30 protein-coding genes are annotated in these 26,006 nt (G+C 33.0%); 18 read left to right on the forward strand and 12 right to left on the reverse strand.

What is annotated here, in order from left to right:
• Nucleotides 1-27 precede the first annotated feature (27 nt).
• Nucleotides 28-1,134, reverse strand: coding sequence for an NADH:flavin oxidoreductase (locus GKZ86_RS04115; RefSeq protein WP_154781843.1), 1,107 nt, complete (start codon nt 1,132-1,134; stop codon nt 28-30).
• Between the two features lie 6 nt (nt 1,135-1,140).
• Nucleotides 1,141-1,443: a helix-turn-helix transcriptional regulator gene (locus GKZ86_RS04120; RefSeq protein ID WP_059117276.1), complete on the reverse strand. Its 303-nt coding sequence runs from the start codon at nt 1,441-1,443 to the stop codon at nt 1,141-1,143.
• 334 nt (nt 1,444-1,777) lie between these two features.
• Between GKZ86_RS04120 and GKZ86_RS04125 the strand changes: the two genes are divergently transcribed.
• From GKZ86_RS04125 to GKZ86_RS04135, 3 genes are all read left to right on the forward strand, one after another.
• Nucleotides 1,778-2,269: a TlpA disulfide reductase family protein gene (locus GKZ86_RS04125; protein ID WP_154781844.1), complete on the forward strand. Its 492-nt coding sequence runs from the start codon at nt 1,778-1,780 to the stop codon at nt 2,267-2,269.
• 173 nt (nt 2,270-2,442) lie between these two features.
• The gene (locus GKZ86_RS04130; protein ID WP_194632445.1) at nt 2,443-2,784 is read left to right on the forward strand and encodes a lysozyme inhibitor LprI family protein; all 342 of its coding nucleotides are present in this window, start codon (nt 2,443-2,445) and stop codon (nt 2,782-2,784) included.
• Between the two features lie 20 nt (nt 2,785-2,804).
• The gene (locus GKZ86_RS04135; protein WP_154781846.1) at nt 2,805-3,278 is read left to right on the forward strand and encodes a hypothetical protein; all 474 of its coding nucleotides are present in this window, start codon (nt 2,805-2,807) and stop codon (nt 3,276-3,278) included.
• Between the two features lie 136 nt (nt 3,279-3,414).
• Here the strand turns inward: GKZ86_RS04135 and GKZ86_RS04140 are convergent, their stop codons facing one another.
• The 5 genes from GKZ86_RS04140 to GKZ86_RS04160 form a co-directional block, all read right to left on the reverse strand.
• Complete coding sequence (locus tag GKZ86_RS04140; RefSeq protein ID WP_154781847.1) at nt 3,415-4,167, reverse strand: SDR family oxidoreductase; 753 nt, start codon at nt 4,165-4,167, stop codon at nt 3,415-3,417.
• A gap of 102 nt (nt 4,168-4,269) precedes the next feature.
• A complete protein-coding gene (gene lpdA / locus GKZ86_RS04145) occupies nt 4,270-5,676 on the reverse strand; it encodes a dihydrolipoyl dehydrogenase (RefSeq protein ID WP_154781848.1) in 1,407 nt (468 codons plus the stop codon).
• A gap of 185 nt (nt 5,677-5,861) precedes the next feature.
• Nucleotides 5,862-6,362 carry a hypothetical protein gene (locus GKZ86_RS04150; protein WP_154781849.1) on the reverse strand — a complete coding sequence of 167 codons (501 nt, stop codon included), beginning with the start codon at nt 6,360-6,362 and terminating at the stop codon, nt 5,862-5,864.
• Nucleotides 6,363-6,421: 59 nt separating this feature from the next.
• Nucleotides 6,422-7,288: a chromate resistance protein ChrB domain-containing protein gene (locus tag GKZ86_RS04155; protein ID WP_154781850.1), complete on the reverse strand. Its 867-nt coding sequence runs from the start codon at nt 7,286-7,288 to the stop codon at nt 6,422-6,424.
• A gap of 227 nt (nt 7,289-7,515) precedes the next feature.
• Entirely contained in the window at nt 7,516-7,899 is a 384-nt protein-coding gene (locus tag GKZ86_RS04160; protein WP_154781851.1) for a hypothetical protein, read from the reverse strand.
• Between the two features lie 224 nt (nt 7,900-8,123).
• On the opposite strand from GKZ86_RS04160, the gene galA reads away from it, so the two are divergent.
• Together galA and GKZ86_RS04170 are read left to right on the forward strand one after the other, a co-directional pair.
• Nucleotides 8,124-10,952 (forward strand): beta-galactosidase GalA, encoded by a 2,829-nt coding sequence (gene galA, locus GKZ86_RS04165; protein ID WP_154781852.1) that lies wholly within the window; start codon nt 8,124-8,126, stop codon nt 10,950-10,952.
• 288 nt (nt 10,953-11,240) lie between these two features.
• On the forward strand, nt 11,241-12,815 hold the full coding sequence (locus GKZ86_RS04170) for a Na+/H+ antiporter (protein ID WP_154781853.1): 1,575 nt from the start codon (nt 11,241-11,243) through the stop codon (nt 12,813-12,815).
• A 188-nt stretch (nt 12,816-13,003) separates the two neighbouring features.
• Here GKZ86_RS04170 and GKZ86_RS04175 read toward each other — a convergent pair whose 3' ends face one another.
• Both GKZ86_RS04175 and GKZ86_RS04180 read right to left on the reverse strand, forming a co-directional pair.
• Nucleotides 13,004-14,035, reverse strand: a complete 1,032-nt coding sequence (locus tag GKZ86_RS04175) for an MBL fold metallo-hydrolase (RefSeq protein ID WP_154781854.1) — start codon at nt 14,033-14,035, stop codon at nt 13,004-13,006.
• 169 nt (nt 14,036-14,204) lie between these two features.
• Nucleotides 14,205-14,789 (reverse strand): Crp/Fnr family transcriptional regulator, encoded by a 585-nt coding sequence (locus GKZ86_RS04180; protein ID WP_154781855.1) that lies wholly within the window; start codon nt 14,787-14,789, stop codon nt 14,205-14,207.
• Between the two features lie 214 nt (nt 14,790-15,003).
• Between GKZ86_RS04180 and GKZ86_RS04185 the strand changes: the two genes are divergently transcribed.
• From GKZ86_RS04185 to GKZ86_RS04195, 3 genes are all read left to right on the forward strand, one after another.
• Complete coding sequence (locus tag GKZ86_RS04185) at nt 15,004-15,876, forward strand: AraC family transcriptional regulator (RefSeq protein ID WP_154781856.1); 873 nt, start codon at nt 15,004-15,006, stop codon at nt 15,874-15,876.
• A gap of 184 nt (nt 15,877-16,060) precedes the next feature.
• The gene (locus tag GKZ86_RS04190) at nt 16,061-16,477 is read left to right on the forward strand and encodes a cupin domain-containing protein (protein ID WP_154781857.1); all 417 of its coding nucleotides are present in this window, start codon (nt 16,061-16,063) and stop codon (nt 16,475-16,477) included.
• 19 nt (nt 16,478-16,496) lie between these two features.
• Complete coding sequence (locus GKZ86_RS04195; RefSeq protein ID WP_154781858.1) at nt 16,497-16,895, forward strand: cupin domain-containing protein; 399 nt, start codon at nt 16,497-16,499, stop codon at nt 16,893-16,895.
• A gap of 209 nt (nt 16,896-17,104) precedes the next feature.
• Here the strand turns inward: GKZ86_RS04195 and GKZ86_RS04200 are convergent, their stop codons facing one another.
• On the reverse strand, nt 17,105-17,692 hold the full coding sequence (locus GKZ86_RS04200; RefSeq protein WP_154781859.1) for a DUF4142 domain-containing protein: 588 nt from the start codon (nt 17,690-17,692) through the stop codon (nt 17,105-17,107).
• A gap of 261 nt (nt 17,693-17,953) precedes the next feature.
• Between GKZ86_RS04200 and GKZ86_RS04205 the strand changes: the two genes are divergently transcribed.
• From GKZ86_RS04205 to GKZ86_RS04215, 3 genes are all read left to right on the forward strand, one after another.
• On the forward strand, nt 17,954-18,460 hold the full coding sequence (locus tag GKZ86_RS04205; protein ID WP_154781860.1) for a hypothetical protein: 507 nt from the start codon (nt 17,954-17,956) through the stop codon (nt 18,458-18,460).
• A 31-nt stretch (nt 18,461-18,491) separates the two neighbouring features.
• On the forward strand, nt 18,492-19,046 hold the full coding sequence (locus GKZ86_RS04210) for a hypothetical protein (RefSeq protein WP_154781861.1): 555 nt from the start codon (nt 18,492-18,494) through the stop codon (nt 19,044-19,046).
• Nucleotides 19,047-19,107: 61 nt separating this feature from the next.
• Nucleotides 19,108-19,440 carry a hypothetical protein gene (locus GKZ86_RS04215; protein WP_154781862.1) on the forward strand — a complete coding sequence of 111 codons (333 nt, stop codon included), beginning with the start codon at nt 19,108-19,110 and terminating at the stop codon, nt 19,438-19,440.
• 82 nt (nt 19,441-19,522) lie between these two features.
• Here the strand turns inward: GKZ86_RS04215 and GKZ86_RS04220 are convergent, their stop codons facing one another.
• A complete protein-coding gene (locus tag GKZ86_RS04220) occupies nt 19,523-19,756 on the reverse strand; it encodes a hypothetical protein (protein WP_154781863.1) in 234 nt (77 codons plus the stop codon).
• A 364-nt stretch (nt 19,757-20,120) separates the two neighbouring features.
• Between GKZ86_RS04220 and GKZ86_RS04225 the strand changes: the two genes are divergently transcribed.
• The 4 genes from GKZ86_RS04225 to GKZ86_RS04240 all read left to right on the forward strand — a co-directional run bounded on the left by GKZ86_RS04225 (nt 20,121) and on the right by GKZ86_RS04240 (nt 22,975).
• Nucleotides 20,121-20,540 (forward strand): DoxX family protein, encoded by a 420-nt coding sequence (locus tag GKZ86_RS04225; RefSeq protein ID WP_154781864.1) that lies wholly within the window; start codon nt 20,121-20,123, stop codon nt 20,538-20,540.
• A 272-nt stretch (nt 20,541-20,812) separates the two neighbouring features.
• Nucleotides 20,813-21,055, forward strand: coding sequence for a Rho termination factor (locus tag GKZ86_RS04230; RefSeq protein ID WP_154781865.1), 243 nt, complete (start codon nt 20,813-20,815; stop codon nt 21,053-21,055).
• A gap of 23 nt (nt 21,056-21,078) precedes the next feature.
• Nucleotides 21,079-22,164: a DNA topoisomerase IB gene (locus GKZ86_RS04235; RefSeq protein WP_154781866.1), complete on the forward strand. Its 1,086-nt coding sequence runs from the start codon at nt 21,079-21,081 to the stop codon at nt 22,162-22,164.
• Nucleotides 22,165-22,327: 163 nt separating this feature from the next.
• Nucleotides 22,328-22,975 carry a DUF5661 family protein gene (locus tag GKZ86_RS04240; protein ID WP_154781867.1) on the forward strand — a complete coding sequence of 216 codons (648 nt, stop codon included), beginning with the start codon at nt 22,328-22,330 and terminating at the stop codon, nt 22,973-22,975.
• Nucleotides 22,976-23,053: 78 nt separating this feature from the next.
• Here GKZ86_RS04240 and GKZ86_RS04245 read toward each other — a convergent pair whose 3' ends face one another.
• Nucleotides 23,054-23,629 (reverse strand): hypothetical protein, encoded by a 576-nt coding sequence (locus tag GKZ86_RS04245; RefSeq protein ID WP_154781868.1) that lies wholly within the window; start codon nt 23,627-23,629, stop codon nt 23,054-23,056.
• Nucleotides 23,630-23,819: 190 nt separating this feature from the next.
• On the opposite strand from GKZ86_RS04245, the gene GKZ86_RS04250 reads away from it, so the two are divergent.
• The 3 genes from GKZ86_RS04250 to GKZ86_RS04260 all read left to right on the forward strand — a co-directional run bounded on the left by GKZ86_RS04250 (nt 23,820) and on the right by GKZ86_RS04260 (nt 25,936).
• Complete coding sequence (locus GKZ86_RS04250; protein ID WP_154781869.1) at nt 23,820-24,404, forward strand: ferritin-like domain-containing protein; 585 nt, start codon at nt 23,820-23,822, stop codon at nt 24,402-24,404.
• Between the two features lie 93 nt (nt 24,405-24,497).
• Complete coding sequence (locus tag GKZ86_RS04255) at nt 24,498-25,229, forward strand: DNA-formamidopyrimidine glycosylase family protein (protein ID WP_154781870.1); 732 nt, start codon at nt 24,498-24,500, stop codon at nt 25,227-25,229.
• Nucleotides 25,226-25,936 (forward strand): DUF72 domain-containing protein, encoded by a 711-nt coding sequence (locus tag GKZ86_RS04260; protein ID WP_154781871.1) that lies wholly within the window; start codon nt 25,226-25,228, stop codon nt 25,934-25,936. The genes GKZ86_RS04255 and GKZ86_RS04260 overlap by 4 nt, the downstream gene beginning before the upstream one ends.
• The last annotated feature ends 70 nt before the right edge of the window (nt 25,937-26,006 follow it).

Raw genomic sequence — 26,006 nt, forward strand, 5'->3', positions numbered from 1 at the left:
AGAATCTTAGCACCTCAGAACCTTAGATTATTCTAAAACCAATTGTCCCAAAGCTTCTTTGCTAAAACCTTTCAATTCTTCTGTTTTACCGGCTTTAATTTTTGCAACCCAATTCGGATCAGATAAAAGAGGTCTTCCAACAGCAACCAAATCAAAATCACCTCTGTCGAAACGTCTGTTTAATTCTTCTAAAGAAGTTGGTTCAGAACTTTCTCCTGAAAATGCTCCAAAGAAATCTCCTGAAAGTCCAACAGAACCAACAGTAATAGTTGGCGCTCCGGTTACTTTTTTAGCCCAACCTGCAAAATTTAAGTCAGAATCTTCAAATTCAGGTTCCCAGAAACGACGTTGAGAACAATGCAAAATATCAACTCCGGCATCAACAAGAGGCGTAAGCCATGCTTCTAATTCTTGTGGATTTTTAGCCAGTTTATAGTTGTAATCAGAAGGTTTAAATTGAGAAAAACGCATGATAACAGCAAAATCGTTACCCACTTGTTTTCTGATTTCTTTTATCACTTCAATAGCAAAACGGTTACGTTCAGGAAGCGTTTTTCCACCATAAATATCAGTACGTAAATTCGTTTCAGCTCTAAAAAACTGATCGATTAAATAACCGTGTGCACCGTGAATTTCAATCGTATCAAAACCTAATCTTTTGGCATCAGCAGCAGCTTTTCCAAAAGCAAGAATAGTATTTTCAATATCTTTCTCCGTCATGATATTTCCATTGCTGAAATCAGGTCTGTTTAATCCTGATGGTCCTTCAAAAGGAACTGGCGGAACCCATCCAGAATGATGATTATCCATAATTCCCATATGCCAAATTTGTGGTCCCATTGAACCTCCGGCAGCGTGAACTTCTTCGATCACTTTTTTCCATCCTTTTAGAGATTGATCTCCATAAAAATGAGGAACATTTCCGTCGTTTGATGATGAAGGTCTGTCGATAACAGTTCCCTCAGATAAAATTAAACCAACTTCGCCTTCAGCTCTTTTTTGATAGTAAGCAGCTACTTCATCAGTTGGAATTCCGTTAGGAGAAAATGAACGCGTCATTGGCGCCATTACGATTCGGTTTTTAAGATTTAACGTTTTTAAGTTAAATGGCGAAAACAGGTTGTTTGTACTCATAGTAATTTACAAATTAGATTGAATTAATTTACTGAGTGCTTCAAAGGCACCTTCGTTGCGTTTATAGTAAGTCCATTGTCCAACGCGCGTTGCTTCTATAAAGCCTGCACGCTGTAAAATAGATAGATATTCAGAAACTGTCGATTGTGTTAAGCCAGCCTTGGCTTGTATTTGTCCAACACAAACTCCGTGTTCAAATCCTGCATGTTGCAGTTGTTCCGGAAAGTTTATTTCGGGATTTTTTAACCATTCCAGCATTTGCAATCTGGATTTGTTAGACAATGCCTTAAAGATTTCTATATTTTCCATGCTGCAAATATATCGACTTTTCCCGATATACCAATTTAAAGAAAAATTTTTAGGATAATTTTAAGATGGAGAAGAAGAATGTTGAAAGATTTAATAAAGAAAAATTATATTTGCTTGTAGATTAATCTTGCAAGACTTTGTTTTGAATTGCCTCCTGCTTTAGCTGGAGGTATTAAAAATGATAATATAAAGGCTTTAGCCGAAACCCATATTTTTGGCTAAAGCCTTCGAATCTGGTTTATGATGACTCCAGCTAAAGCAGGAGGCTAGTCAACTAGTAAACGGTATCATTTTGCGAGATTAAAAAGCCCCAAATAAATAAACTTAATCAATTATGAAAAAAACTTTACTCATTGCAGCATTTTTATGTTGTGTAATAACAAGTTCAAAAGCTCAGGTTGTTGGAACCGATGTAGGCGATATCGCTCCGGAAATTGATCTTCCGGATACAAAAGGAAATAATGTTGTACTTTCTTCTTTTAGAGGAGAATTGGTATTGGTAGATTTCTGGGCTTCTTGGTGTGGGCCTTCTATTAAAGAACAACCCGAATTGATAAAATTATACAATACTTATCCGGATAAATTCACGATCTACAGTGTTTCTATGGATACTAAAAAACCGCTTTGGCTTGCTGCCATTGCAAAACAAAAATTACCATGGACGCAAGTGAGTGATCTTAAATATTGGAAATCTCCGGTTGTTGGTGATTATATGCTTCAGTCAGTTCCACTAAATTTTCTAATCGATAAAAACGGAATTATTTTGGCTAAAAACATTCATGGAAATGCTCTGAATGAAATGGTGAAGAGTTTGCTTGGTCAGTAATTCTTTTGTTTCAGGTTTTCTTTGTTTCAGGTGTTTTGAATTTAGCGGATAAGCTGGCTAGGATTTACGCAACGATCACAAAGTTTATTTTCTAATTTATTATGAGAATTATGATTCAAAAAATAATCCTATCACTCTTTATTCTGTTTTCATTTCATTGCACTGCACAAACGATGAAAACCGTTACTAAATTAGAAATAGCGCATCAGGATTGTTTAGACACTGGGATTGGTATGAAGAATTGTTCGATTACATATTATTACCAATCAGATAGTTTGCTAAATCTTGCCTACAAGAATTTAAGATTGAAATTGAGTTCTCAAGAAAAATCTAAATTAAGAACAGAACAATTAGGCTGGTTAAAGAAACGAGATCAATATTTTAGAAAAGTATATATTGATACCAAAAAAGAAGGCTATTTTGAAGAAGGAAGCAGTGATTTTGATATGGTTATTTTTGATCTGAAAGCAGATTATGTTTTTGTTAGAGTAAAAGAACTTATTAAAAGAATTTAAAGAGTTTTAAAAAATAATTAATGGAATCAAAACTTACTTTATCAGAATTCCGCGCAAGATTAAAAAACAATACTGAAATTGGTTCTCTAAAAGTAAAATTAAATCTGTTTAGACTATTTCCTAAATTTGGTGGAATAAAACCTTTTTATGGACTTTTTGATGATGCAAGTTTTCGATTAACCATAAATTCAACAACATCACCAACACATTTTATTGTAAAAGGGAATTACAAAAACGTTAATAATGTACTTAAAGTAAATTACGTTGTTGAGTCCAATAATAGATTTCAATCACTTTGGGTAGAATATTCTCCAGTAATTGGTATAATTGGAATCAATATATTCTTTCTTTTTTTTGCACGAGGACTTAGAAGAGCATCTACAATTGTTAATTTGTTTTTGCTTTTTGTAGCTTTCTATTCAAGATATAAAGAGGAAAGAAAAAGGAAAAAACTAGAGCAAAAGTTTATAAGGATTTTTGAAATTAAAAAATAAAACTAGTTTTAAGATGTAGTTTGTCATTCCGAGGAACGAGGAATCTCCGCAAGCAGCTCGACATAGATTGTGTTAGTTTCTTGCGGAGATTCCTCGTCCTCCGGAATGACAATATTGCGTAAAAAATCAAAAAACCTTATCGATTCGCATTCATAGCCTGCAAAGCATTTTCTGGCGAAGACAAATACAATTTATAAAAATCGGCAGTTCCGCCCACGTGAATTTCGTAAGTATTGGTTTCTAAACCTCTTTTTAGTTCTAACGCCACTTCGATCGGACTAATACCATTTTCGCCGCCAATAGCTTTAGAGAATTCTGTATTAACAAGCGGCGGCATTAATTCAAAAACTTTAACGATTGGTCGTTTCTCATGTTTTTCAAGAGAAACTCTCAGCACTTGAGAATAGGAGTGAAGTGCTGCTTTACTTACCGCATAACCCGGAAGTGTATATCCTGGAGAAAACGCTGCAATAGACGAAACATTTACAAAAGCTGCTTCGGGTTGTTTTTGCAATAAAGGCAATAATTTTTCGGTTAATCTTACAATAGAAAGATAATTCGTTAGAATCTCATCACTCGCTTTTTCAAAAGCATTGGCATTTTCATCCGTCAATTTAAAATAGTTTGCCAGTCCCGCATTATTAATGACAATATTAAGATCCGGAAAATCTTTATTAAGTCGTGATATAAGTTTTTCTATATCAGAAGCATCATTGATATCAGAAACAATTGGAGTAACGTTTGGTAAACTCGAAGCAGCCTTCTCTAGTTTTTCGGCATTTCTTCCTGTAATAATTACTTTATTATCAGCAGCAAAAAGCTTTGCAATTTCATATCCAATTCCTGATCCGCCGCCGGTTATAAGGATAGTGTTGTTTGAAGTTTTCATAGTTTTAAGGTTTTTGTTTCAGGTTTCAGGTTTTCTTTGTTTCAGGTTGCTTTGCGGTTAAACTTGAAACCTGAAACAAACAAAAACTTGAAACATTTTTTTTTAAATATTTATTGCTCCTTGTCCGGAAGCGATCATATATGCTTCTTTTAGCGTTTCAGAATACGTTGGGTGCGCGTACGAAATTCGGAACATATCTTCGTCCGTTACTTCGTATTCCATTCCTATGACACCTTGCGCGATTAAATCGGCAGCTCTTGGACCAATAATATGCATTCCCAGAATTTCACCGTATTTAGGTTCAGAAAGTATTTTAGAAAATCCATCTTTTTCCATTGCCGCTCTCGCTCTCGCACTTGCCGAAAAAGGAAATTTCCCAACACGATACTCGATACCTTTTTCTTTCAGTTCTTCTTCAGTGTAGCCTACAGAAGCAACTTCTGGCCAGGTATAAACAACACCGGGAATTAATCTGTAATTGATATGTGGTTTTTGACCGTTGATTGTTTCTGCGACAAATATTCCTTCTTCTTCCGCTTTATGCGCCAACATGGCTCCGGCAACAACATCGCCAATAGCATAAATATTTTCAGATTTGGTTTGGAGTTTTTCGTTCGTTACAATTCTGCCTTTCGAATCTGTTTCTACAGCTGTATTTTCTAATCCTAAACCTTCAGTATACGGTTTTCTTCCTACGGCAACCAAACAATAATCTGCCGTTATTTCCTGCGCGGCATTATTAGAATCAAGAAAACTTACTGTTGTGTTTTTACCATTATTTTTGGCCGACTGAACTTTATGACTCAATAAAATCTTGATATTTTGTTTGGTAAATATCTTTTTAAGCTCTTTTCCTAAATCTTTATCCATTGTTGGAATGAGGCTGTCAAAATATTCAATTATTGTAATTTCAACTCCAATTCTGGCATAAATCGAAGCCATTTCAACACCAATAACGCCGCCGCCAATAATGACCATACTTTTTGGTTTGTCGGGAAGCGAAAGTGCTTCTGTCGAAGTAATAATTCTTTTTTTATCAATTTCAACACCGGGAATTGTAGCTGGTTTAGAACCTGTTGCAATAATATAATACGTAGCAGAAATAGTCGTCGAAGAACCGTCATTTGCTTTTACGCTAATTTCTTTATCATTCAAAAAAGAACCAAATCCTTCAAAAACTTCAATCTTATTTTTCTTCATTAAAAAATTAAGACCGGCAATATTTTGCTCGACAACTTCTGATTTTCTTTTAATGAATTGGGCAAAATCCAAACTTAATTTTCCCGTAATAATTCCGTGAGTTGCAAATTTGGTTGCCGCTTCATGATAATGTTCAGTACTATCGAGCAATGCTTTTGTGGGGATACAGCCAACATTGGTGCAAGTGCCGCCAAGTGCTTTATATTTTTCGACAATTGCAGTTTTATAACCCAATTGCGAACATCGAATGGCCGAAGCATAGCCGCCAGGACCTGAACCAATAACAATAATATCAAAATTTGTCTCCATATATAAATATTTCAGTTGTATTTCAAAAGAATTATTGCTCAACATAGACATAAAATAAACAATGAATATGTCTTTGTTTAAGTTGTTGAAATATAGTGATTTATATTTATATATGAAGTATGATTTATTCTATTTCATTAGTTTATTTTATTGAATTAGTAGTATTTAAGTCAAAATAGAAAATTTTAGAAAGCAATTCCAAATTGAAAACCAACCGTAAAAGTAGCAGGATGATCGTTGCCGAAACGAACGGGCAAAGGAACAGCAACAAAATAGCTGCAATTATCACTCTTAATTATGGTTTTATTAATTACAGGCGTTACACCATATCTTCCGCCACTTTCAAAAGCAAGTCTTCCCGCAAATGTATAACCGTTTCCTAAAGCGACCAGAACGCCGGGATGAAACAGTATATTGGTTACTTTATCATGTCCGTCTTCATCTTTAATATTCGGTACAATTTCAAAAGAAAAACCAATTTTTTGATTCTTCCAAATGTTGATTCCGGTTGGAAAACCTACCGCATAATAATCTCTGAAATTTAAGTTGGTTTGTTCATTACTAACCGTTACAATAGGATGAAGGATTCCAAAATATCCCGTTATTTTTGGATACATAGTTTGAGAAAATCCGGTTGCACTAAAAGCAAACAGAGCAATTGATGCAATATGTTTTAAAGAATTCATGATAGTTTGGTTTTATTAAAAAACAAAACTACAGATACTTGAAAGCGATAAATAGAAGGCTATTTACCTTTTGTATCTGAATTACTTTTTAGTGCATTTTTTCTGTATGAAGAAGGATTTTTTCCGGTATGCAGTTTAAATATTCTGGTAAAATGACTTTGATCTGAAAAGCCCGTCATATAAGCAATTTCGGTAAGTGTATAAGTTGAATTTTGAATGAGGTTTATGGCTTTTTCGATGCGAAGTTTTCTAACATATTCGCCAAAATTTAAATCTTCAAAATATTTAGAAAACTCTCTGGATAAATAAGAAGGATTGAGTTCTAAATCACTCGATATTTTCTTGAGATCAAAAGCAAATTGTGTGTCTATTTGATCCTGAATCATTTCTTTTAAATCTTTGACCCACGAAGGCGTTTTTTTATTTGATTTTTTCTCAGATAAAAACTTGTTGTAAACTTCATGAAGTAAATTTTCAAAAGGACTATTCTGCAAATGCTTTTGCTTGTATAAATGAGTTGCCCAACTGTAGAGCGCGTCATAAATAATCATTCCGTTTTTTAATAATTCAGCATCATCTGTAATATTGTGCGAAAGTCCGGCAGAAATTGCCCAAAGTCCGGCAGATTCTTTGGCAATATCATGTCTGTCAGTATCAGCACCGCGAACAATTTTAGCCATAATTAGAACTGCCGGATCGACAATTTTATACTTTTTTATGATGTAATCAAAAGTACATTCTTCGTTATAATGCGTAAATTCTACGTTTGGAATATCAAACGGAATCGCATCTAATTCTTTCGCTTTATTTAAAACCTGATCAAAAGGCACAAAAATGAATTCAGCATCAAGATCAACAAATTTCCTGATCAGCCACGGACAGGCAATTCGGTCAATTTTTGGTCTTTCTCTGGTAATCCATTTCATTTTGAAAAGTATTTTTAACCGCAAAGTTCGCAAAGATTTTGCGCAAAGGTTACAAAGTATTCAATGATTAAAGAATACAATATTCGCAAAGCTTTGGGATAATTATTAATAAAATAATTAGTGTAGATTAGTAAAATTCGTGGCAAAAAAAAGATAAAGCATAGTTAGAATTTTACTTTTGGAATACAACGATACTTATCAAACTATTACATTTTTACAAACCAAAGTTAATTCATTCCATCAATAATATTCCGAACACCGCCAAAACTTGTTTTCAGCATTTCTCTAACCTGAAATTGCGTTTTATTTCTGGTAACGGCATTCCATTCCTTAAAATCATAAATATGAATGTTTTGCGCATACGGATTTGTAACGAATGAAAGTCTTGAAATAGAGTATTTAAAGAATTTTAATTCGTGCGAAATATGTCGGTCCGGAACAACAATGAGTATCGTTTCCCATTTCAGGAAATCTTTTGGGACATCGGCTCTGTCAGTTAATCCAAGATGCTCAAAAAAGGCAATTATCTTTTTATCGTTTAGCTTATCAATCTCTTCATCTATACGCTTAATAGTGCTAAGAAGCGTATTTTCGTCTTTTATAACACTCATATAATACTTGGTTTTATTGGTTTTCTATATAAAATTACATCAAAAGAATAATATTTCGTAAAGAAGGGCTGATAGAATGATTCTAAATTTTTTGATGCTTAATTATCAGTTATAATTATCAGACAGAAACAATCATATTTTGATGAAATACTATTATTTTATTCGGCTTAAAAACAATATTTTTATCGCTATTTCCAAAACCAAATTCGTTAACCGCTTTATTTATGAAAACTATTTCTCCAAAAGGAATTCTGTTCTGTTTTATTTTTTTGATATCGTGTTATGCTTCAGCACAAAACAAATCAGAAAGAGAACTAACTTTAATCGATAAAGACTGGCGTTTTTCGTTTGGACATTTGTATGATACTCAAAAAGATTTTGGGCACGCAACCGGATATTTTTCTTATTTGACTAAAACCGGATTTGGCGACGGACCTGCAGCAGCGGGATTTGATGATCGCGCCTGGAGAAAATTAGATCTTCCGCATGATTGGGCAGTTGAACAATCTTTTAGTGAAAAAGCCAGTTACAGCCATGGATTTAAAACAGCGGGAAAAAATTTTCCTGAAAAAAGTATCGGTTGGTACCGAAAAAAAATCAACATTCCGGAAAGTGATAAAGGAAAAATAATCTCTTTAAAATTTGATGGCGTTTTTAGAAATTCGAAAGTGTTTTTTAATGGATTTTTTCTCGGAACAGAAGAAAGCGGCTATAACGGATTTGAATATGATGTTACAGCTTATGCAAATTATGGTGGAGAAAATACAATAGTTGTTCGTGTTGATGCTTCGATGGAAGAAGGCTGGTTTTATGAAGGCGCCGGAATTTACAGACATGTGTATTTGCAAAAAACGAATCCGCTTCATGTTGTAACCAACGGAACTTATGTAACCTCAGAAATAAAAGAGAATAATGCTGAAGTTACGGCAGAAGTTACGATTGAAAATAAAGGAAATTATAAAGGTCAGTTTGAAATACTTCAAACTATTCAGGATGCAACAGGAAAAGAAGTTGCTACAAATACAGAAAATGCAACAGCTCCGGATTTCTATAAAACAGCAACATATACTTCAAAATTAAAGGTTCAAAATCCGTTATTGTGGGATATTGAATCGCCAAATTTATACCGATTAATTACTCAGATTAAGCAGGACGGTAAAATAATTGATCGTTATGAAACGCCGTTCGGAATTAGAACGATTCGTTTTGATGCTGAAAAAGGATTTTTTCTTAACGGAAAATCGGTAAAATTAAAAGGAACCAATAATCATCAGGATCATGCTGGAATAGGAACGGCTTTGCCGGATGAATTGCAATATTACAGAATTAGTAAATTGAAAGAAATGGGTTCAAACGCTTATCGTTGCTCACATCATCCGCCAACGCCTGAATTATTGAAGGCTTGTGATGAATTGGGAATGTTGGTTATTGATGAAACCCGATTGATGGGCATTAACGATTATCATTTGAATGATTTAAAAAGAATGATCGAACGTGACCGCAATCATCCGAGTATTTTTTGCTGGTCTGTTGGAAATGAAGAATGGAACATCGAAGGCGGGATCGTTGGTGAACGCATTACGAATGTTATGCAGGGATTTACGAAAAGTATTGATGCGACAAGACCTGTAACGGTTGGAATTAGTAGCGGTTTTAAAAGTGGAATTTCGTCTGTTGTTGAAGTTATGGGATATAATTATCTTGGAAACGGAGATATTGATGCGCACCGAAATGAGTTTAAAAACCAACCCGGAATGGGAACGGAGGAAGGCTCGACTTTTGCAACGCGCGGGGTTTATTTTACGGATGATGCCAAACATTACCAAAGCGCTTATGATAAAAAACCGCGTCCGACTTTTTACAGTATTGAAGAAGGCTGGAAATTTTATGCCGAAAGACCTTATTTGGCTGGAATGTTTATCTGGACTGGTTTTGATTATCGCGGAGAACCTACGCCTTATGGCTGGCCATCTGTAACGTCTTATTTTGGAATGATGGATGTTTGTGGTTTCCCGAAAGACAATGTGTTTTATTTGAAATCATGGTGGGGAAATGAACCTGTTTTACATATTATGCCGCATTGGAACTGGAGTGGAAAGGAAGGAAAAGAAATCGATGTTTGGGTGCATTCGAATTGTGATGAAGTAGAACTTTTCCTGAACAAGAAAAGTCTCGGTAAAAAGAAAATGGAAGTAAACAGCCATTTAGAATGGAAAGTGAAATACGAACCGGGAACGCTGGAAGCTGTTGGTTTTAAAAACGGAAAAAAGATCCTGACTGAAACTCAAAAAACAACCGAAATTGCTGAAAATATAAAACTTACGGTTGATAAGGAAAATGTTGCGAATGGTAATGTAGCTGTTGTAACGGTAGAAATTACAGACAAAAAAGGATTGCATGTGCCAACTGCAAATCATGAAATTACGTTTGCTATAAAAGGTGGGAAAATTCTCGGTGTTGGAAACGGAAATCCGACTTCGTTAGAAAAAGATCAGTTTTTTGAGGAAACGGAGTTTGTTCCGATTACTGATTTTGAAGAGAAAAAACTGGCTTCGGTTGATCTTCCAAATCAAATTTCTGATTCTGAAAATAACTGGAAGGAAGCTTTTAAAGACAGGGATTATAAAAATCAGGCTCCGGCGTATGTGTACAGAGGGAAATTTTATTTGAAAAACAATTTAAAATCAAATACGGTTAACTTCTTTTATAAAAAAATTGGAGTAAATGCAGTCGTTTTTGTCAACGGAAATAAGATTGCGCCAAGTGCAGAAGATCCTGAAAAATATGTTTTTAACGCTGTTGTTTTAAAACAAGGTCCGAACACGATTCAGATTATTGCGCCGCCTTTGCAAAAAATAAAAGACTGGGATGTTATGAATACTGATCCGGGAATTATTCAGGTAATAACGCCATCTGAACCTTGGAAAAGAAAGCTTTTTAATGGTTATGCACAAGTAATTATTCAGAAAGATGCATTAGAAAATGAAGTTGTTTTATCGGCTTCGGCCAAAGGCGTAAAACCGCAATCTCTTGTAATTTTGAAAAAGCAGTAAACTTTTAAATTTCAGGTTTATTTTTATATAGAATATTTCTTATATTACGCATTGAGTATAATTATTTTTAACACATAGAAACATAGTTTTGATTATGAATAAAAGCCGTTTCACTTAAAATAAAACTCATAGCTATGTGAAAAATCTGGATTTTTAAAATGATCTTCAACATTCGATTTTAAACCTATGTTTCTATGTGTTAATTTTTTTTTTTTGATAATTACATTCAATATGTTTTTTATTGATATTCAAACAAATAGAATTTTTAATTTTAAATAATACTTTTAAATGTTAAATGATCTCGCGTTTTATTTAGGTATTGTCATCGTCATACTTTTATTAATTATGGTAAGCAACAAGATCAAAGTTGCTTATCCGGTTTTATTGGTTTTAGCGGGATTAGCGATCAGTTTTATTCCGGGAATTCCAGTTTTAAAAATTGATCCCGAACTTATCTTTTTCATTTTCCTGCCGCCATTATTATATGAAGCTTCCTGGAAAATTTCATGGAAAGAATTATGGCGTTGGCGACGTATTATAACCAGTTTTGCGTTTTTGGTTGTCTTTTTTACGGCACTTTCGGTTGCGCTTGTTACCAATTATTTTATACCCGGATTTTCATTAGCATTGGGTTTTTTATTAGGAGGAATTGTATCTCCGCCTGATGCCGTGAGTGTTGGTGCTATTTTAAAATTTGTAAAAGTGCCTCGTCGTATGTCTTCTATTTTAGAGGGCGAAAGTCTTTTGAACGATGCATCTTCGCTTATTATTTTTCGTTTTGCATTAATAACCGCAGGAACGGGACAATTTGTTTGGTACAACGCCGTAACCAGTTTTGGATGGATGGTAATTGCAGGCGTTGGAATAGGTTTGGCAATTGGATTCGTTTTTATGAAACTGCATAAATATTTGCCTACAGATGCCAATATAGATATTATACTTTCTATAGTAACGCCCTATATTATTTATCTCGCTGCCGAAGAAGTTCATAGTTCAGGAGTTCTTGCTGTAGTAAGTGGCGGTTTGTTATTATCAAACAACAGACTTTCTTTTTTAAGCAGTACTTCGCGATTGCGGGGTGTTAATGTTTGGGAAAGTTTCTGCTTTATACTCAACGGATTAATATTCATGTTTATTGGTCTTGATTTACCTGAAATTACATCAAGTCTGGGAGAAGTTAGTCTTCCGTCAGCTATTGGTTATGGACTTCTTGTAACATTTGTTTTGATCATTGCCAGAGTAATATCAACTTATGTGGCAGTAATTGTAACACTGATTGCCAGAAATTATATTACTGTTGCAGATAACAGACATCCGGGTTACAGAGGAATTTTACTTATTGGCTGGTCCGGTATGCGCGGGGTTGTTTCGTTGGCGGCAGCATTATCTATACCCGTTCACGCTCAGGGCGGAGTAGATTTTCCGCAGCGAAACCTTATTCTTTTTATCACATTTGTTGTCATATTAACGACATTATTATTGCAGGGACTTACTTTGCCGTGGCTGATTAAAAAACTGCACATGACTGATTATGATCTTATTATGCCTGATGATGAAATGTATAATAAATTAAGAAGATTACTTGCTCAACAAGCTTTAGACTATTTAAAAGGAAATTATAGCAAACAACTTGAAATAGAGCCTGTTTTACAACAATTAGCCACTAAATGGGAACATGCAAGCGTTTCTAACAACGATGATATTTTGATGACAGATGAAGCTAAAAAAGTCTATAGGGAAATATTAAATATGCAAAGACAATGGCTTACTGAAAAAAATAAAGACCACAGAATAGACGAAGAAATTGTTCGAAAACATATTCTGCACCTTGATCTTGAAGAGGAGAAGCTACATTTTTTATAGTTTGTTTTGTTTCAAGTTTCAGGTTTCAGGTTTCAGGTTGAAATGAGAAATTAACCACAAAGTGCATAATCCCGAAACCTCGGTATATACAAAGTTCGCAAAGTTTTAAAACAAAGCTTTGCGAACTTTGTGGTTAATTTTTTTTATTCTCATTTCAACCTGAAACCTGAAACTTGAAACAAAACAAACTAATTAACCTGTTTATAAACCAGTTTCCAAATTCCTTTTTCTTTAGAATAAGTTTCTGTTACAGAAGCAGTTTTGGCGTCTTTTCCATCAGCTTTACTTGTTTCTAAAAACGTCATTACGGCTGTATTTTCATTAGCATAAACAATTCTGAAATCTTCAGCAGCTAAATTTGATTCTTGTTTTGATAAAAGGCGCAATAACGGTTCTTCTTTAATGTATTTTGTTAATTCATAAGTGGTTACCGGACCATTATGCGTTGGGTAAACCGTTTTTATTTTATTTTCAATAGCAATTTTCTCAATAACTTTTAAATTTTCATCTGCGAGTTTTTTGTTTTCATGATAGAAATGTTCTCTAACGTGATGACCGTCAGGAATTAATCCGCCGCCTTGCGCTTTGAATGTTCCCAAAAAGGCATCTCCCACAAAAAGATTTTCTCCAATAAGTATTAATAAATCGCCAGACGTATGTCCACCTTTAATCGGAATTATTTTTCCGTTTACGCCATATTTTTCAAGATCAATAGTATTGTTTTCAACAATAATATCCGGTGTAAAAGGCGTATAACTTAAATCAGTATAAGGTCTAAGTCTTGTTCCCCAAATACTAACATCTTCAGATTTTGATAATTCGGTTTTACCCGAAGTAAATTTATCAAGATCAAATTTGCTTCCCGCAATTTTAATTTTAAAAGTCTGTTGAAGAAATCTGGCATTTCCTGCGTGATCTCCGTGTCCGTGCGTAACAATTGCCAAACTAATATTTTCAGGTTTAAAGCCCAGCTTTCTAATAGAATTCACTAAACTATCCTGATATCCCGGAACAGAAACTCCGGTTTCTATCAAAATTAATTTTTCGCTATTTCCTTTTACCAAATAAGCCTCTGAAAAGTAATTCTGAATGTGAAAAATTTGAGGTTTTTTGCCATCAGTTTTATTTTGTGCAAGAATACTTAAAGGGAAAGTTAATACTAATAAGAACAACAATAAAGAAAACATTCTTAGATTGTTGGTGTAAATTGTCTTTTTCATTTTTATTGATTTAAATTATTTTGTCTTTATTGACTATGCAAATTTGAGACAGAATAGAAACAATAAAAATGAACTGGTTTAGGAAATAAGGTTGAACCAGTTTAACTTTTTGAGATTTTAAGCATGTATTTGAAATCTTAGAACCTTAGCAACTCAGAGCCTCAGAACCTTATTTAGAAGTTTTTCGATTGCGAATTTTACTTAAATATTCAGTACTAAAACCAAGATAAGAAGCCAACGCATATTGCGGAACACGCTTTGCAATTGCCGAATATTTGTTCATGAATTCGTCATAGCGTTCTTCGGCTGTTTTAGTAAAATTTGATAAAAGTCTTTTTTGATGAAAAGCCAGAGAACGTTGCGTAATAATACGTTCGAACTTTTCGAGTTTCGGAATTTCAGCAAGAAACTTTTGTTCGTCTTCGTATTCAATCTGAATCAAAACCGAATCTTCGAGCGCTTCTACAAATAAAGTTGCAGGTTCCTGATAAATTAAACTGCTGTAATCTGAAATCCACCAGTCTTCGATGGCAAATGATAACGTATGTTCTTTACCTTCATTATCGACCAAATAACCTCTGAAAGCGCCTTTTACAACATAACTTTTATGTTTGCACACAAAACCCGGTTGTACAATAAATTGTCTTTTTTTGACTTTGGTAATCTTCAAAAAAGTAGCCAGATGATTTTTTTCATCCTCAGTCAAATCAACATATCTTGATATATAATCTATAACGGGCAGCAAATCCTTCATGAAACAAAGATAAATATTTTTGTTTCAGGTTTTAAGTTTCAGGTTTCAGGTTTCAAGTTTTTAACATTCCTGATAAAAAAACCTTGCGAACTTTGCGGTAAAATTTGTCCTAATTTCAACCTCAAACATGAAACCTGAAACTTCACACATGAAACCTGAAACCTGAAACAAAAAAAACTTCCTCAGTTTTATTTGATTTTCATAACTTTGCAGAATGAAAGATCAAGTAGATTGTCAGGTTTCAGATTTTGGTTTAAGCGATTTAAAGCTAAAAGGCTTTAAAGTTTATGAAATTAATGAAGATGTTACTAAAATTCCGACCTATAACCGCAGGGATTTTTATAAAATTTGTATTAATACAAGCAAAAGTTTAATTCACTACGCTGACCGCGGAATAGAAACTGACGGGACGATTTTATTTTTTGGCAACCCGCATATTCCATATTCATGGGAAACTATTTCGCCTTCTTTTAATGGTTACGCCTGTGTTTTTACCGAAGAATTTTTAAAGGTTAATGATCGTTCAGAAAGCCTTCATGAATCACCTTTGTTTAAAATAGGCGGAACTCCAATTTTTGCATTATCACCTGAACAAAAGGTGTTTATAGATTCTTTATTTCAAAAAATGATCGAAGAACAAGCCACAGATTATGTTTTTAAAGATGATTTAATGCGCAATTATATCAACTTGATTATTCATGAATCGATGAAAATGCAGCCTTCAGAGAATTTCTTCAAACATAAAAATGCATCTTCAAGAATTACTTCATTATTTCTGGATTTATTGGAAAGACAATTTCCAATAGAAACCAAAAATGAACCGTTGATATTAAAGACGCCACAAGATTATGCACAAAGTCTTTCTGTACACGTAAATCATTTAAATCGTTCTGTAAAAGAAATTACCGGAAAGCCTACCACGGCTCATATTACGGATAGAATTATTGGTGAAGCAAAAGCATTGCTGCAACATACAGACTGGAGTATTTCAGACATTGGATATTCACTTGGATTTGAATATCCGAGTTATTTCAATAATTACTTTAAAAGGCTTACAGGAACAATTCCGAAATCATTACGAATGTAAATTGTTTCATATTCTTAATTTTTTGTTTGATTATTGTTATCCGGGTTCTTCTTTACTATAGTAAATTTGCGCCCAAATAATGAGTATTAATCACTTATCGGTTTTTAGCGAACTAAATAATACTTCTAAAAGCGCATCTTGCTTTCCTGATTTATTTCAATGCTGATATTAAAAACAAACAATTATGAAAGCATCAGAAAACCAATTAAATGAAACCATTTTTCCAAAAGGAGATTTAGCTCCGGCAGATTACTTTACAGGAAAAGCGTGGATTAAAATGCTGGTTCCGAATGATCCAATTTTAAATACAGCTGTAGGAAATGTTGTTTTTGAAGCTGGCGCAAGAAACAATTGGCACACACATCCGGGAGGACAAATATTAATCGTAACGCACGGAACGGGTTATTATCAGGAAGAAGGAAAACCAATTCAGTTGATTCACGTGGGCGATGTAATCAACATTCAACCCGAAGTTAAGCACTGGCACGGTGCTTCTCCAAAAAGTGAATTCACACATATTGCCATAAGTACGAATACAAAAACCGGAATTGTCGACTGGCTTGAGCCCGTAACCGACGAGCAGTACAATAGTTTTAAATAAACCAACTAAACCAATTTATATGTCAACAACTTACACTACCGTTATCGAAGAAGGGAAAGTTCCCAATACTTATATGACTGGCGAAGTTTCATATAAGAAACAAACCAGCGATATTCATCCCGAAAATACAGTTATTAAAGAAGTAACCTGCGAACCAGGCGCGAGATGCAATTGGCATATCAATCCGAGTTTGCAATTGCTAATTGCAACAAATGGAAGCGGCTATTTTCAGGAAAAAGGCAGCGCAATACGATTACTTCATAAAGACGAAGTTGTTACGATATTACCAGGCGTAGAACATTGGTACGGAGCAACACCTTTCAGCAAATTCTCCTATATAGCCATTATCACAGAAATTGATAAAGGTGCAGGAATGTGGCTGCAAAGCGTTACTGATGAGGAGTATTTTAATCTTTAAACTAAGGTTCTAAGTTGCTAAGATTCTGAGGTTCTAAGTTTTTCTATTGAAGTTTTTTATGTGTAGATTTTTAGTCTCGGATAGACACAAAGTTTATAAAACCTTAGAACCTTAGCAACTCAGTATCTCAGAACCTTTTAAAAAAAAATAAACCCCTTAAGCAATTCAACTCTTAAGGGGTTTCTCAAAAAAAAATACCAGTACCAATTTTACTTTTTATCTAAGTTTTGTTTCAACAACTTAGCATGTTCTAAATGTGCAGTCAGACCGGCAATATTGTTTGTTGCCCAAAGTTTTATGTCTTGATCTTTTGCATTTTCAGCAGCCTTTTTCAACTTGTCAATTGCTTTTTCGTGACCATCGATCATCATATCAGCAAATTTTTTGTCGAAATCAACACCCGATTTTTCATTTAGTTTATTGTATTCTTCTTGTCCTTCTTCTGTTAAAGAAGTAGGTAAAGTGAAGTTTTTAGCTTTCGCTAAAGCACTTACTTCTGAAGCTGATTTAGTATGCTCATCAACAAGCATTTTACCAAAACTTTTTACTTCTGAATTAGTACTTTTTGATTGTGCCAATTTTCCAATTTCGATTTCAGCTAAATTAATTTCAGCCTGATCTACTAAAAATTCAGAATCGTCTTCTTTACTATCAATAGAATCAAATTTTGCTTCATTAGCATCTTCAGCAACCTCTTTTGGATCTTCTTGTTTAGTTTCGTTTTTGCAAGAATTCAAAAATATAATGATAAGTCCGGCTCCTAAAATAACCTTTCCTGCTAATAGTAACTTTTTCATGATTTTATGGTTTAAATGTTATAGTGTAAAATTATATTAGAACAGAATGGTTTGTTTTACAGCATTTTTAAATAATGTTACAGGATTTGAATATTTTAATAATCGAGTATAAATACGCATTGTATTGGTTTTGATTTATTCATACACTTGTTCAAGGAATTTAATTTATCAGTGAAATATGGTTTTCCGTAAAGTAGCTGAGAATTAAATGATAATATTTGTTATTACTTAAATTCTTAGTGCAACTAAAAAATATATTTTATGAAGAAAATTTTATTCTCGTGTATAGTTATTACAATATTAATTTCTTGTAATAAAACACAAACTAAAAAGAGTTCTATAATAATTGAAAAAACTGAAAAGGATTCAATTGAAAAGAATGTTGAAGTTGATCTAAAAAAAATTGCTGGTAAAAGTAGAATTGAGGTTGACAAAATACTTGGAAAAGCAGAAACCGTTGAAACTTTTAAAGAAAGCAGTACACCTTGTAGAAATAAACCTTGTGAAAAGGCATATTATCAAAAGGATAAATTTGAGATAATATTTATAGATGGTAAAGCGGATTGGATAACCGTTAATAATTTATCGCAATATAATTTTGACCAAGATAAAATTGAAATTTTCGGTCTTCCTATTACAGAACCAGAATTCAATAATCCACAAGATGTTATTAGATGGAAAAACATTGAAAATATTAATGAAATAAGCATATTCAACAATGGTTCTAATAAAATTTCTTATGCCTATATTAAAGTTTCAACGGAGTAATTATTAAGCACTAAGTAGAAGAAAATATTATATGGAATCAACAATTAAAGAAATAAGTAAAAATGCAGTAACTCCTTTACTTAATGTTTCAAAAAATGGAGCTAAAAGAATTAAAGAATTTTATATTGATTGCTCTACACTAGAAGATTATAATTATAATGATATAAGAGAATCAGAAAAACATAAATTGTTATATAAGGAATTAAAAGAAATGGATGGACCATGTTTATACTTCTTTGAAATCATTTCCAATAATTTATCATCTGAAATAATTAACAAAATAAGAGAATATTCAATTAGTGAAAATGCGAAGTCAATTCCAGCAATAAAAAAAAATATTCCTGAAAGCAAAATATTATATGTTGGAAAAGTTAAGCGTCATTTTTGGGGAAGACTTGTGCAACATTTAGGTTTTTATAAAGTAAACAGAACTCAAGGGCTTCAACTTTTTTATTGGTCTAAAGAACTTCATTTAAATATAAAAGTAACAGTCTTTGAATTTGAACCTGAAATGATTAATTTAATGGAAGTTTTAGAAAATGAATTGGCAAAAAAATTAAAACCAATTTTAGGAAAACATAAGTGAGTTTTGTGAATGTTTATACTTAGAGATACATATTTAATTAACTGAAATTTAAATCATATTTATGTCTAATAGAAAAGAATTAATAGAGAAATTTGAGAGGAATTTAAACCTTATGAGAGAATTTAAAATTTTGTACAATTTTTTTTTGGATAAAACTAATACTTGGGATAAAGAAGCTTTCCCTGATTCTAATATTACAAATGGTCAATATTTAGAAATCCTCAATCAAGTTTCTGAAAAAGAATATTCTAATGAACAACATGAAGCAATAAAAAATGTTTTTATACATGAGGATGCAATTAATGATTACATTACTAATCTTGAAATTCAATATAAAAATTTAAAATCTCTTTTTGATGAGATAGCAATTAAGAATGAAAATTTTAATAAATAGAATTAGTGAGTAATAAAAGAATAGTAAATAAACAAAAATCTCGACTAAAATCGAGGTTTTTGTTTATTTGTAAATTATAAAGTCATTCTATTTCCAGATAAGGATTCAAAACTTCGGCTAATTCATTCAGCCAAAAAAAGCTATTTTCTACGTTCATTATTCCGTTTTGAAACGTGTCATGTTCCCTCATAATTCCTAAAGCAAGGAGATAATTTATTTGCCTTATTACTTTGGCCATCTCTTCCGGATCAATTTTATTGTTGAAAAAGTTAAGAAGCCGTATTTCAGTTTCTTTTGAAAATGTGTTTGTACTCATAATGTCGTAAAATTAGGAATATAAAAAACCCTTGTATATTAGTATTCCTAATGCTTACGACAGCATTTACGGTCGTTTCCGATACCGTACACATAATACAAGGGCAATTCTTTTTTAGCCTTAAAGTCGTAATAATAGGAAAAACAAATATAAGAAAAATCTTTCTTTTATATGTATTACCTTATAACTATCACAATTTATTTACTAATATAATGAAATTCATTTTACCTCAAATCCTTCTTAATGACCAAAAGCTTCAATTTGTGTCTTGTTTTAAAAAAAGTTTGCATATTTATACTTAATCCTAAAATAGATTTAATTCGTATTTTCGTTGTTACTAATTCTAACCCAAAAAAAACAAAATATGGCCTTCACCATCAATCAAAAAGCAGTTAAAATATTTTTACGTCTCGCACTTTCCATTGGTTTTCTTTCTGCAGTTGCAGATCGATTCGGTTTATGGAGCAAAGAAGTTTCGGCTTGGGGAAATTGGGAAAACTTCGTTGCGTATACAAAAGTTTTAAATCCGTTAATTCCGGAAAGTCTTATTAATCCCGTTGCAATAATTGCAACCGCTGCAGAAGTTATCTTCGCGATTTTTCTTCTGATAGGATTCAAAACCGAACTATTTGCCAGACTAAGCGGCTTTTTACTTTTGTTATTTGCCCTGTCAATGACATTTACTATAGGCATCAAAGGTCCGTTAGATTATTCTGTTTTTACATCGGCTGCGGCCGCTTTTGCCTTAAGTTTAATGAAAGAAAAATACATGGAAATTGGTTAATCGGTTATTTGTTTAATCGTGTAATTGTTTAATGGATGAATTACTAAACGGTTTATCCGCAAAGCAACGATTAACCGAATAAACGATTTACCAAATAAACAAAAACAGCGCATAAAAAAAGCCTGATTCTCAAAAGAATCAGGCTTTTTTTATGCGCTGTTTTTAAGCTAATTATATAAAATGTGCGAATGAATTATATAACGGCTTTGGCGCTATTATTTAGGAATTTTGTATGACTTACAACTACTATTATTAACCTAAATTTTATGATCATGCCAGACGAAAGAATCAAAAACGAAAAGCAATATCAAACGCTATTAGAGATAGGATATAGTAAAGAAAATGCGGCGCGAATTGCAAACATGCCTGATGTAGTCGAAAAAGGAGGAAATGCAAAACCTTATGAAGAATGGACTAAAGATGAATTGTATCAACAAGCCAGGAAAATAGGTGTTGAAGGCCGCTCTTATATGAACAAAAACAATCTTATCAAATCATTACGAAGTAATACTTAGAATTCATTTCTAAACGAAAAAATATGAATGCCAAACTCACCCAGGAAAAATTAATGAATCAATTGATAAAAGAACCTCAATTGGTTTTAGAAAAATTAGATTTAGTTTATGTACAAGATCATGTGCTCACCATTCAGCGATTAAGAGAAGGCGAGGGGTTTATCTATAAAAAAAACGGAAGGCACGTAAAACAAAAAAGTGAATTGAAACGCTTTAGCAGTCTGGTGCTTCCGCCAGCGTGGGAAAATGTCAGGATTGCAGATTTGTCAAACGGACATCTTCAGGCGGTTGGTACTGATGTAAAAAACAGAAAACAATACCGCTATCATCCAAAATGGAATTTGATCAGAAACCAGACTAAATTCTATAAAATAGCCGAATTCGGAAAATATCTGCCTAAAATAAGAGAACAAGTCGATCAGGATTTAGAGCAAAAAGAATGGAATAAGAACAAAGTAATTGCACTTGTGATTCGGTTAATGGAAGAAACGCATATTAGAATCGGAAATGAAAAGTATGCAAAAGACAATAAATCATACGGCCTTTCGACTTTAAGAAAGCGACACATCAACATCAATAAAAATACGCTTCGATTTGAATTTGTTGGTAAAAAAGGCGTAAAACATACTATAACAACCAGAAATAAACAATTGGTAAAATTGGTAAGCCGATGCGAGGAAATTCCGGGAATGGAAGTTTTTAAATATTATGATGAAAATGGTGAACGCAAAGTTCTCGATAGCCACATGGTCAACGAATATCTGCATGAAATTACAGGAAAGTATTTTAGTGCCAAAGATTTTAGAACTTGGGCGGCATCGCTAATATTTTTCGAAACCTTAGCCAGTATCGGAACCACAACTGACGAAAAAGAAATTAAAAAGAATATTCTCGACGCTTTTGAGATTACTGCCGAAGCTTTGGGAAATACTAAAAATGTTTGCAAAAACTATTACGTTCATCCGCTTATTGTAGCAAGTTATGAAGACGGTTCGATTCAGCAATATTTTGACAGAGCACGAAAATGCCGAAGCAATCAGCCGCATTTTTCGCATTCTGAAATTGCTTTTTCAGAACTAATCGGAAATTTTCAGCCTGAATTTTCATAATTAAATGGATTGAGATAAAAATTGAACGTTTTGAGTTAATGATTCACTGTTTAATGTCGGAACTTTGAGATATTAAAATGGGAATTCAAAATTGGGGAAACAAAACGACACATTATCTTAATTGATAAATGTGTCGTTTTATTTAAAGTAAAAATTAAAAATTATGGGAACTAAAAGTGGCGCTTATCAGGATGTATATATAAAAAGAGATGATGTAATGGTAAGTTTAAAAAACGATATTACGGATTTTTGCGAAAAATATATTAAGCCTGTCCATCCTGAAAATTGGGATTGGTCCGTTCGTGATTTTGAAAATCCAAAAAACGATCCAACAATAGACGAAGCAAGAGCTATTGCCGCTGTTGTTTATCGCGATTTAAATAAAGATAAAGATACTGATGTCGATCTTTCTACAATGAATAATGTTAATGCTATAAAGGCTTATTTGAATCCAAAAAGCAAACATGAACGATTTAATATGGAAGAATTTGCTTTTGCCTTGAAAGTAGAATTAGAACACGGAAGAATAAAAGACGTAAATGTGACCAATAATCATCCGTTTCTAACCGCAATGATTGCATTGGCACACATGACAGAAAGTTTGACTTATTATAAAAGACTGGCAGTTATGGAAGCGCAGGGAGAAATTTTCGAAATCATGCGTAAAATCGAAAGCTCAGAGACAGGAAAAGAAGAATGGTATAAAGAATTAGGCAAAGCCGAATTAGAGTTAAATGAAGCCAGAATGGGACTTGCAGAGCGTTTAGAAAAAATGGATGATATACCAACTCTGGATAAAATAGGAGATTAATTTATTGATTTCCTTATATATGCGTTAATTTTTAATTCATAGAAAAAGCCGTTAAAATTTTAACGGCTTTTTTAATTTTTAGAATCTTCTCGGATCGTTTTCAGGATAATCTTCCTCAGAATCTTCTTCTTCGATTTCTCCTTCTTCAAGATCATCTTCAAGATCATCTTCTAAATCGTCGTCATCAGGATCTAATGCCTGCAAATCATTATCAGATTCAGTTAAATCTTCATCATCAGATGGATTATCAAATTCATCATTTAGATTATCTGCATTTTCATCGTAAAGAATATCTCCTGTTGTATGCGTATGATCATCAAGATAGTTTTCGTCATCTTCATCAAGATCATCTAAATTGTCTGATGGATTGTCGAATTCATCGTCATCTTCAAGATCTCCCGGAGCATTAAAATCATAATCTACATCATCCAAATCATCTTCTTTGTGAGTAATTCTTTCCTGATCCGGAATTGCTTTATTAGGATCATACCCGTTTCTAATGGTATAACCTTGATTTTTGATTTCTTCCTTATGCTGTGCTCTTCGCATTTCGGAGTTATTATGCAGCTTGTCATTTAGAACAGTGTTTTGTCTGTTTAAATTTTGATTTCGTGGATCTCTTGTTCCTATATTATTGTTATCTGAAGTATTCATAACATGAAATTTTATTGGTTCGTAATTATACAAAGCTAACTACGAAGTTACTATTTTTTTTACAGAATTTTATTTGCTAATTCTATAATTTACAGATGTTTATGTTGTAATTGTAAGAAAAAATACTATAACAAATTTACTGTGCTTCAAAACTAATTTTACCATTATTAATTATAACAAATCATTTATTATGGAAACCAAGAATAAAAAACAGACCGCACCAAGCAAAGATGCTAAAGGTGCTGCAAAAGGAGTAACAAAAGCCAAGTCGAATGCTGCATCAGGGCTAACAGAACTTTTTGAAGATGGATTGAAAGATATTTACTGGGCAGAAAAAGCTTTGACAAAAGCATTGCCATTAATGTCTAAAAACGCAACTTCTGCTGAGCTTATTGATGCTATTAACAGCCATTTGACTGAAACCGAAGAACATGTTTCAAGATTAGAGCAAGTATTTAAAAGCATTGGTAAAAAAGCTACCGCTAAAAAATGTGACGCTATGGAAGGTTTAATTGAAGAAGGCAAAGGCATTCTTGAAGAAACTGAACTTGGCGTTGTTCGTGATGCAGGAATTATTGCCGCAAGTCAAAAAATAGAACATTATGAAATTGCAACTTACGGAACATTAAGACAATTTGCTGAAACACTTGGTTTTACTGAAGCCGCTTCTTTATTAGAACTGACTCTGGATGAAGAAAAAGGAGCAGATAAAAAACTAACAGAAGTTGCTGTAAACGCCATTAACGTTGAAGCTGCCGAAGAAGACGAAAATTAAGCTTCAGGAAAAATAACTAAAAAGTGCAGTGTAAAAGCTGCACTTTTTTCAGTTTAAATCAATACGAAATGTTGAACTCAAAATAAAAATAGTATGCCCGAAGGACCATCAATACTAATACTTAAAGAAGAAGTAGAACAATTTTCAGGACACAAAATAATCGCTGTTTCCGGCAACGCTGCTATCGACATACAAAGATTGCAGGATAAAAAAATCGAATCTTTTAAAACCTGGGGAAAACATTTCCTGATTTGTTTTGATGGTTTTACGGTTAAAATTCATTTGCTGATGTTTGGAACTTATTTAATAAATGAAAGAAAAGAAACACCACCAAGACTCAGCTTGCTTTTTTCTAATGGAGAACTTAATTTTTATACCTGTTCAGTTAAAATTCTCGAAGGCGATATCGACCTTTATTATGAATGGGATGAAGATATTATGAATGAAAATTGGAATCCTGAAAAAGCAAAACGAAGTCTCGGGAAAGTTCCGAATGAAATGATTTGTGACGCCTTACTCAATCAGAATATATTTTCCGGACTTGGTAATATTATTAAAAATGAAGTTTTATACCGATGTTACATTCACCCCGAATCTTTAGTTGGAAAAATTCCAAAAGCTAAAATCGATGAAATAGTGGATGAAAGTTCAATTTATAGTTTCGAATTCCTGAAATGGAAAAAGAAATTCGAACTAAAAAAACATTGGCAGGCACATAGCCAAAATAGATGTGTGAGATGTGATCTTCCACTGTTGAAAAAATATACGGGAAAGAAGAAACGAAGAAGCTTTTTTTGTACTAACTGCCAAAATTTATACGAATGAAAAATGATTTTTTAATAGGATGTTCCAGTTATAACAACCGTTTTTGGAAAGGTATTTTTTATCCTGAAAATGTACCCACTTCTAAATGGTTCGATTATTATTGCCAGCATTTTGATACATACGAAATGAACGGTACTTTTTATAAAGCACCAACAATTAGAGTAATGGAAAATTGGTATAATAAAGTTCCAAATCATTTTGTGTTTTCAGTTAAAGCGCCAAAAGAAATCACACACATAAAAAAGTTCATTGATTGCGAAAACCAACTTTCAGAGTTTTATGGAGTTTCTAAAATGGGATTAAAAGAAAAACTTGGCCCAATTTTATTTCAGTTTCCACCGAGTTATGATTTTACTACTGAGAGACTTCATAATATTATAAATAATCTGGATAAAAGTTTTCAGAATGTTATCGAATTTCGACACAAAAGCTGGTGGAATCAGGATGTTTGGAATGCATTTTTACAAAATAATATCACATTTTGCAGCGTGAGTTATCCTGGATTACCGGAAGATATTCTCACTGAATTTCCAATCGTTTATATTCGTTTGCACGGAAACAGGAAATTGTTTTATTCGAGTTATTCATCAGAAGAATTAGAAAGTATAAAAAAGAAAATAGCTAATAAATCCGGTTTTATTTATTTTAATAATACAGCCAGCGAAGCAGGAATCTTGAATGCTTTGGAGTTTAACGCGAAGGAGTAGGAAAGTGATTTTTCGCATTTTGTGTCATTTCGACGGAGGAGAAATGACACAACAGAACATACATAACATT

It is taken from the genome of Flavobacterium sp. LC2016-13, assembly GCF_009707955.1.
Classification (GTDB): Bacteria; Bacteroidota; Bacteroidia; order Flavobacteriales; family Flavobacteriaceae; genus Flavobacterium.

Coding starts and splice junctions, on each gene's coding strand:
- GKZ86_RS04115 (WP_154781843.1), bottom strand. CDS start 1,134: ATGAGTACAAACAACCTGTTTTCGCCATTTAACTTAAAAACGTTAAAT.
- GKZ86_RS04120 (WP_059117276.1), bottom strand. CDS start 1,443: ATGGAAAATATAGAAATCTTTAAGGCATTGTCTAACAAATCCAGATTG.
- GKZ86_RS04125 (WP_154781844.1), top strand. CDS start 1,778: ATGAAAAAAACTTTACTCATTGCAGCATTTTTATGTTGTGTAATAACA.
- GKZ86_RS04130 (WP_194632445.1), top strand. CDS start 2,443: ATGAAAACCGTTACTAAATTAGAAATAGCGCATCAGGATTGTTTAGAC.
- GKZ86_RS04135 (WP_154781846.1), top strand. CDS start 2,805: ATGGAATCAAAACTTACTTTATCAGAATTCCGCGCAAGATTAAAAAAC.
- GKZ86_RS04140 (WP_154781847.1), bottom strand. CDS start 4,167: ATGAAAACTTCAAACAACACTATCCTTATAACCGGCGGCGGATCAGGA.
- lpdA (WP_154781848.1), bottom strand. CDS start 5,676: ATGGAGACAAATTTTGATATTATTGTTATTGGTTCAGGTCCTGGCGGC.
- GKZ86_RS04150 (WP_154781849.1), bottom strand. CDS start 6,362: ATGAATTCTTTAAAACATATTGCATCAATTGCTCTGTTTGCTTTTAGT.
- GKZ86_RS04155 (WP_154781850.1), bottom strand. CDS start 7,288: ATGAAATGGATTACCAGAGAAAGACCAAAAATTGACCGAATTGCCTGT.
- GKZ86_RS04160 (WP_154781851.1), bottom strand. CDS start 7,899: ATGAGTGTTATAAAAGACGAAAATACGCTTCTTAGCACTATTAAGCGT.
- galA (WP_154781852.1), top strand. CDS start 8,124: ATGAAAACTATTTCTCCAAAAGGAATTCTGTTCTGTTTTATTTTTTTG.
- GKZ86_RS04170 (WP_154781853.1), top strand. CDS start 11,241: ATGTTAAATGATCTCGCGTTTTATTTAGGTATTGTCATCGTCATACTT.
- GKZ86_RS04175 (WP_154781854.1), bottom strand. CDS start 14,035: ATGAAAAAGACAATTTACACCAACAATCTAAGAATGTTTTCTTTATTG.
- GKZ86_RS04180 (WP_154781855.1), bottom strand. CDS start 14,789: ATGAAGGATTTGCTGCCCGTTATAGATTATATATCAAGATATGTTGAT.
- GKZ86_RS04185 (WP_154781856.1), top strand. CDS start 15,004: ATGAAAGATCAAGTAGATTGTCAGGTTTCAGATTTTGGTTTAAGCGAT.
- GKZ86_RS04190 (WP_154781857.1), top strand. CDS start 16,061: ATGAAAGCATCAGAAAACCAATTAAATGAAACCATTTTTCCAAAAGGA.
- GKZ86_RS04195 (WP_154781858.1), top strand. CDS start 16,497: ATGTCAACAACTTACACTACCGTTATCGAAGAAGGGAAAGTTCCCAAT.
- GKZ86_RS04200 (WP_154781859.1), bottom strand. CDS start 17,692: ATGAAAAAGTTACTATTAGCAGGAAAGGTTATTTTAGGAGCCGGACTT.
- GKZ86_RS04205 (WP_154781860.1), top strand. CDS start 17,954: ATGAAGAAAATTTTATTCTCGTGTATAGTTATTACAATATTAATTTCT.
- GKZ86_RS04210 (WP_154781861.1), top strand. CDS start 18,492: ATGGAATCAACAATTAAAGAAATAAGTAAAAATGCAGTAACTCCTTTA.
- GKZ86_RS04215 (WP_154781862.1), top strand. CDS start 19,108: ATGTCTAATAGAAAAGAATTAATAGAGAAATTTGAGAGGAATTTAAAC.
- GKZ86_RS04220 (WP_154781863.1), bottom strand. CDS start 19,756: ATGAGTACAAACACATTTTCAAAAGAAACTGAAATACGGCTTCTTAAC.
- GKZ86_RS04225 (WP_154781864.1), top strand. CDS start 20,121: ATGGCCTTCACCATCAATCAAAAAGCAGTTAAAATATTTTTACGTCTC.
- GKZ86_RS04230 (WP_154781865.1), top strand. CDS start 20,813: ATGCCAGACGAAAGAATCAAAAACGAAAAGCAATATCAAACGCTATTA.
- GKZ86_RS04235 (WP_154781866.1), top strand. CDS start 21,079: ATGAATGCCAAACTCACCCAGGAAAAATTAATGAATCAATTGATAAAA.
- GKZ86_RS04240 (WP_154781867.1), top strand. CDS start 22,328: ATGGGAACTAAAAGTGGCGCTTATCAGGATGTATATATAAAAAGAGAT.
- GKZ86_RS04245 (WP_154781868.1), bottom strand. CDS start 23,629: ATGAATACTTCAGATAACAATAATATAGGAACAAGAGATCCACGAAAT.
- GKZ86_RS04250 (WP_154781869.1), top strand. CDS start 23,820: ATGGAAACCAAGAATAAAAAACAGACCGCACCAAGCAAAGATGCTAAA.
- GKZ86_RS04255 (WP_154781870.1), top strand. CDS start 24,498: ATGCCCGAAGGACCATCAATACTAATACTTAAAGAAGAAGTAGAACAA.
- GKZ86_RS04260 (WP_154781871.1), top strand. CDS start 25,226: ATGAAAAATGATTTTTTAATAGGATGTTCCAGTTATAACAACCGTTTT.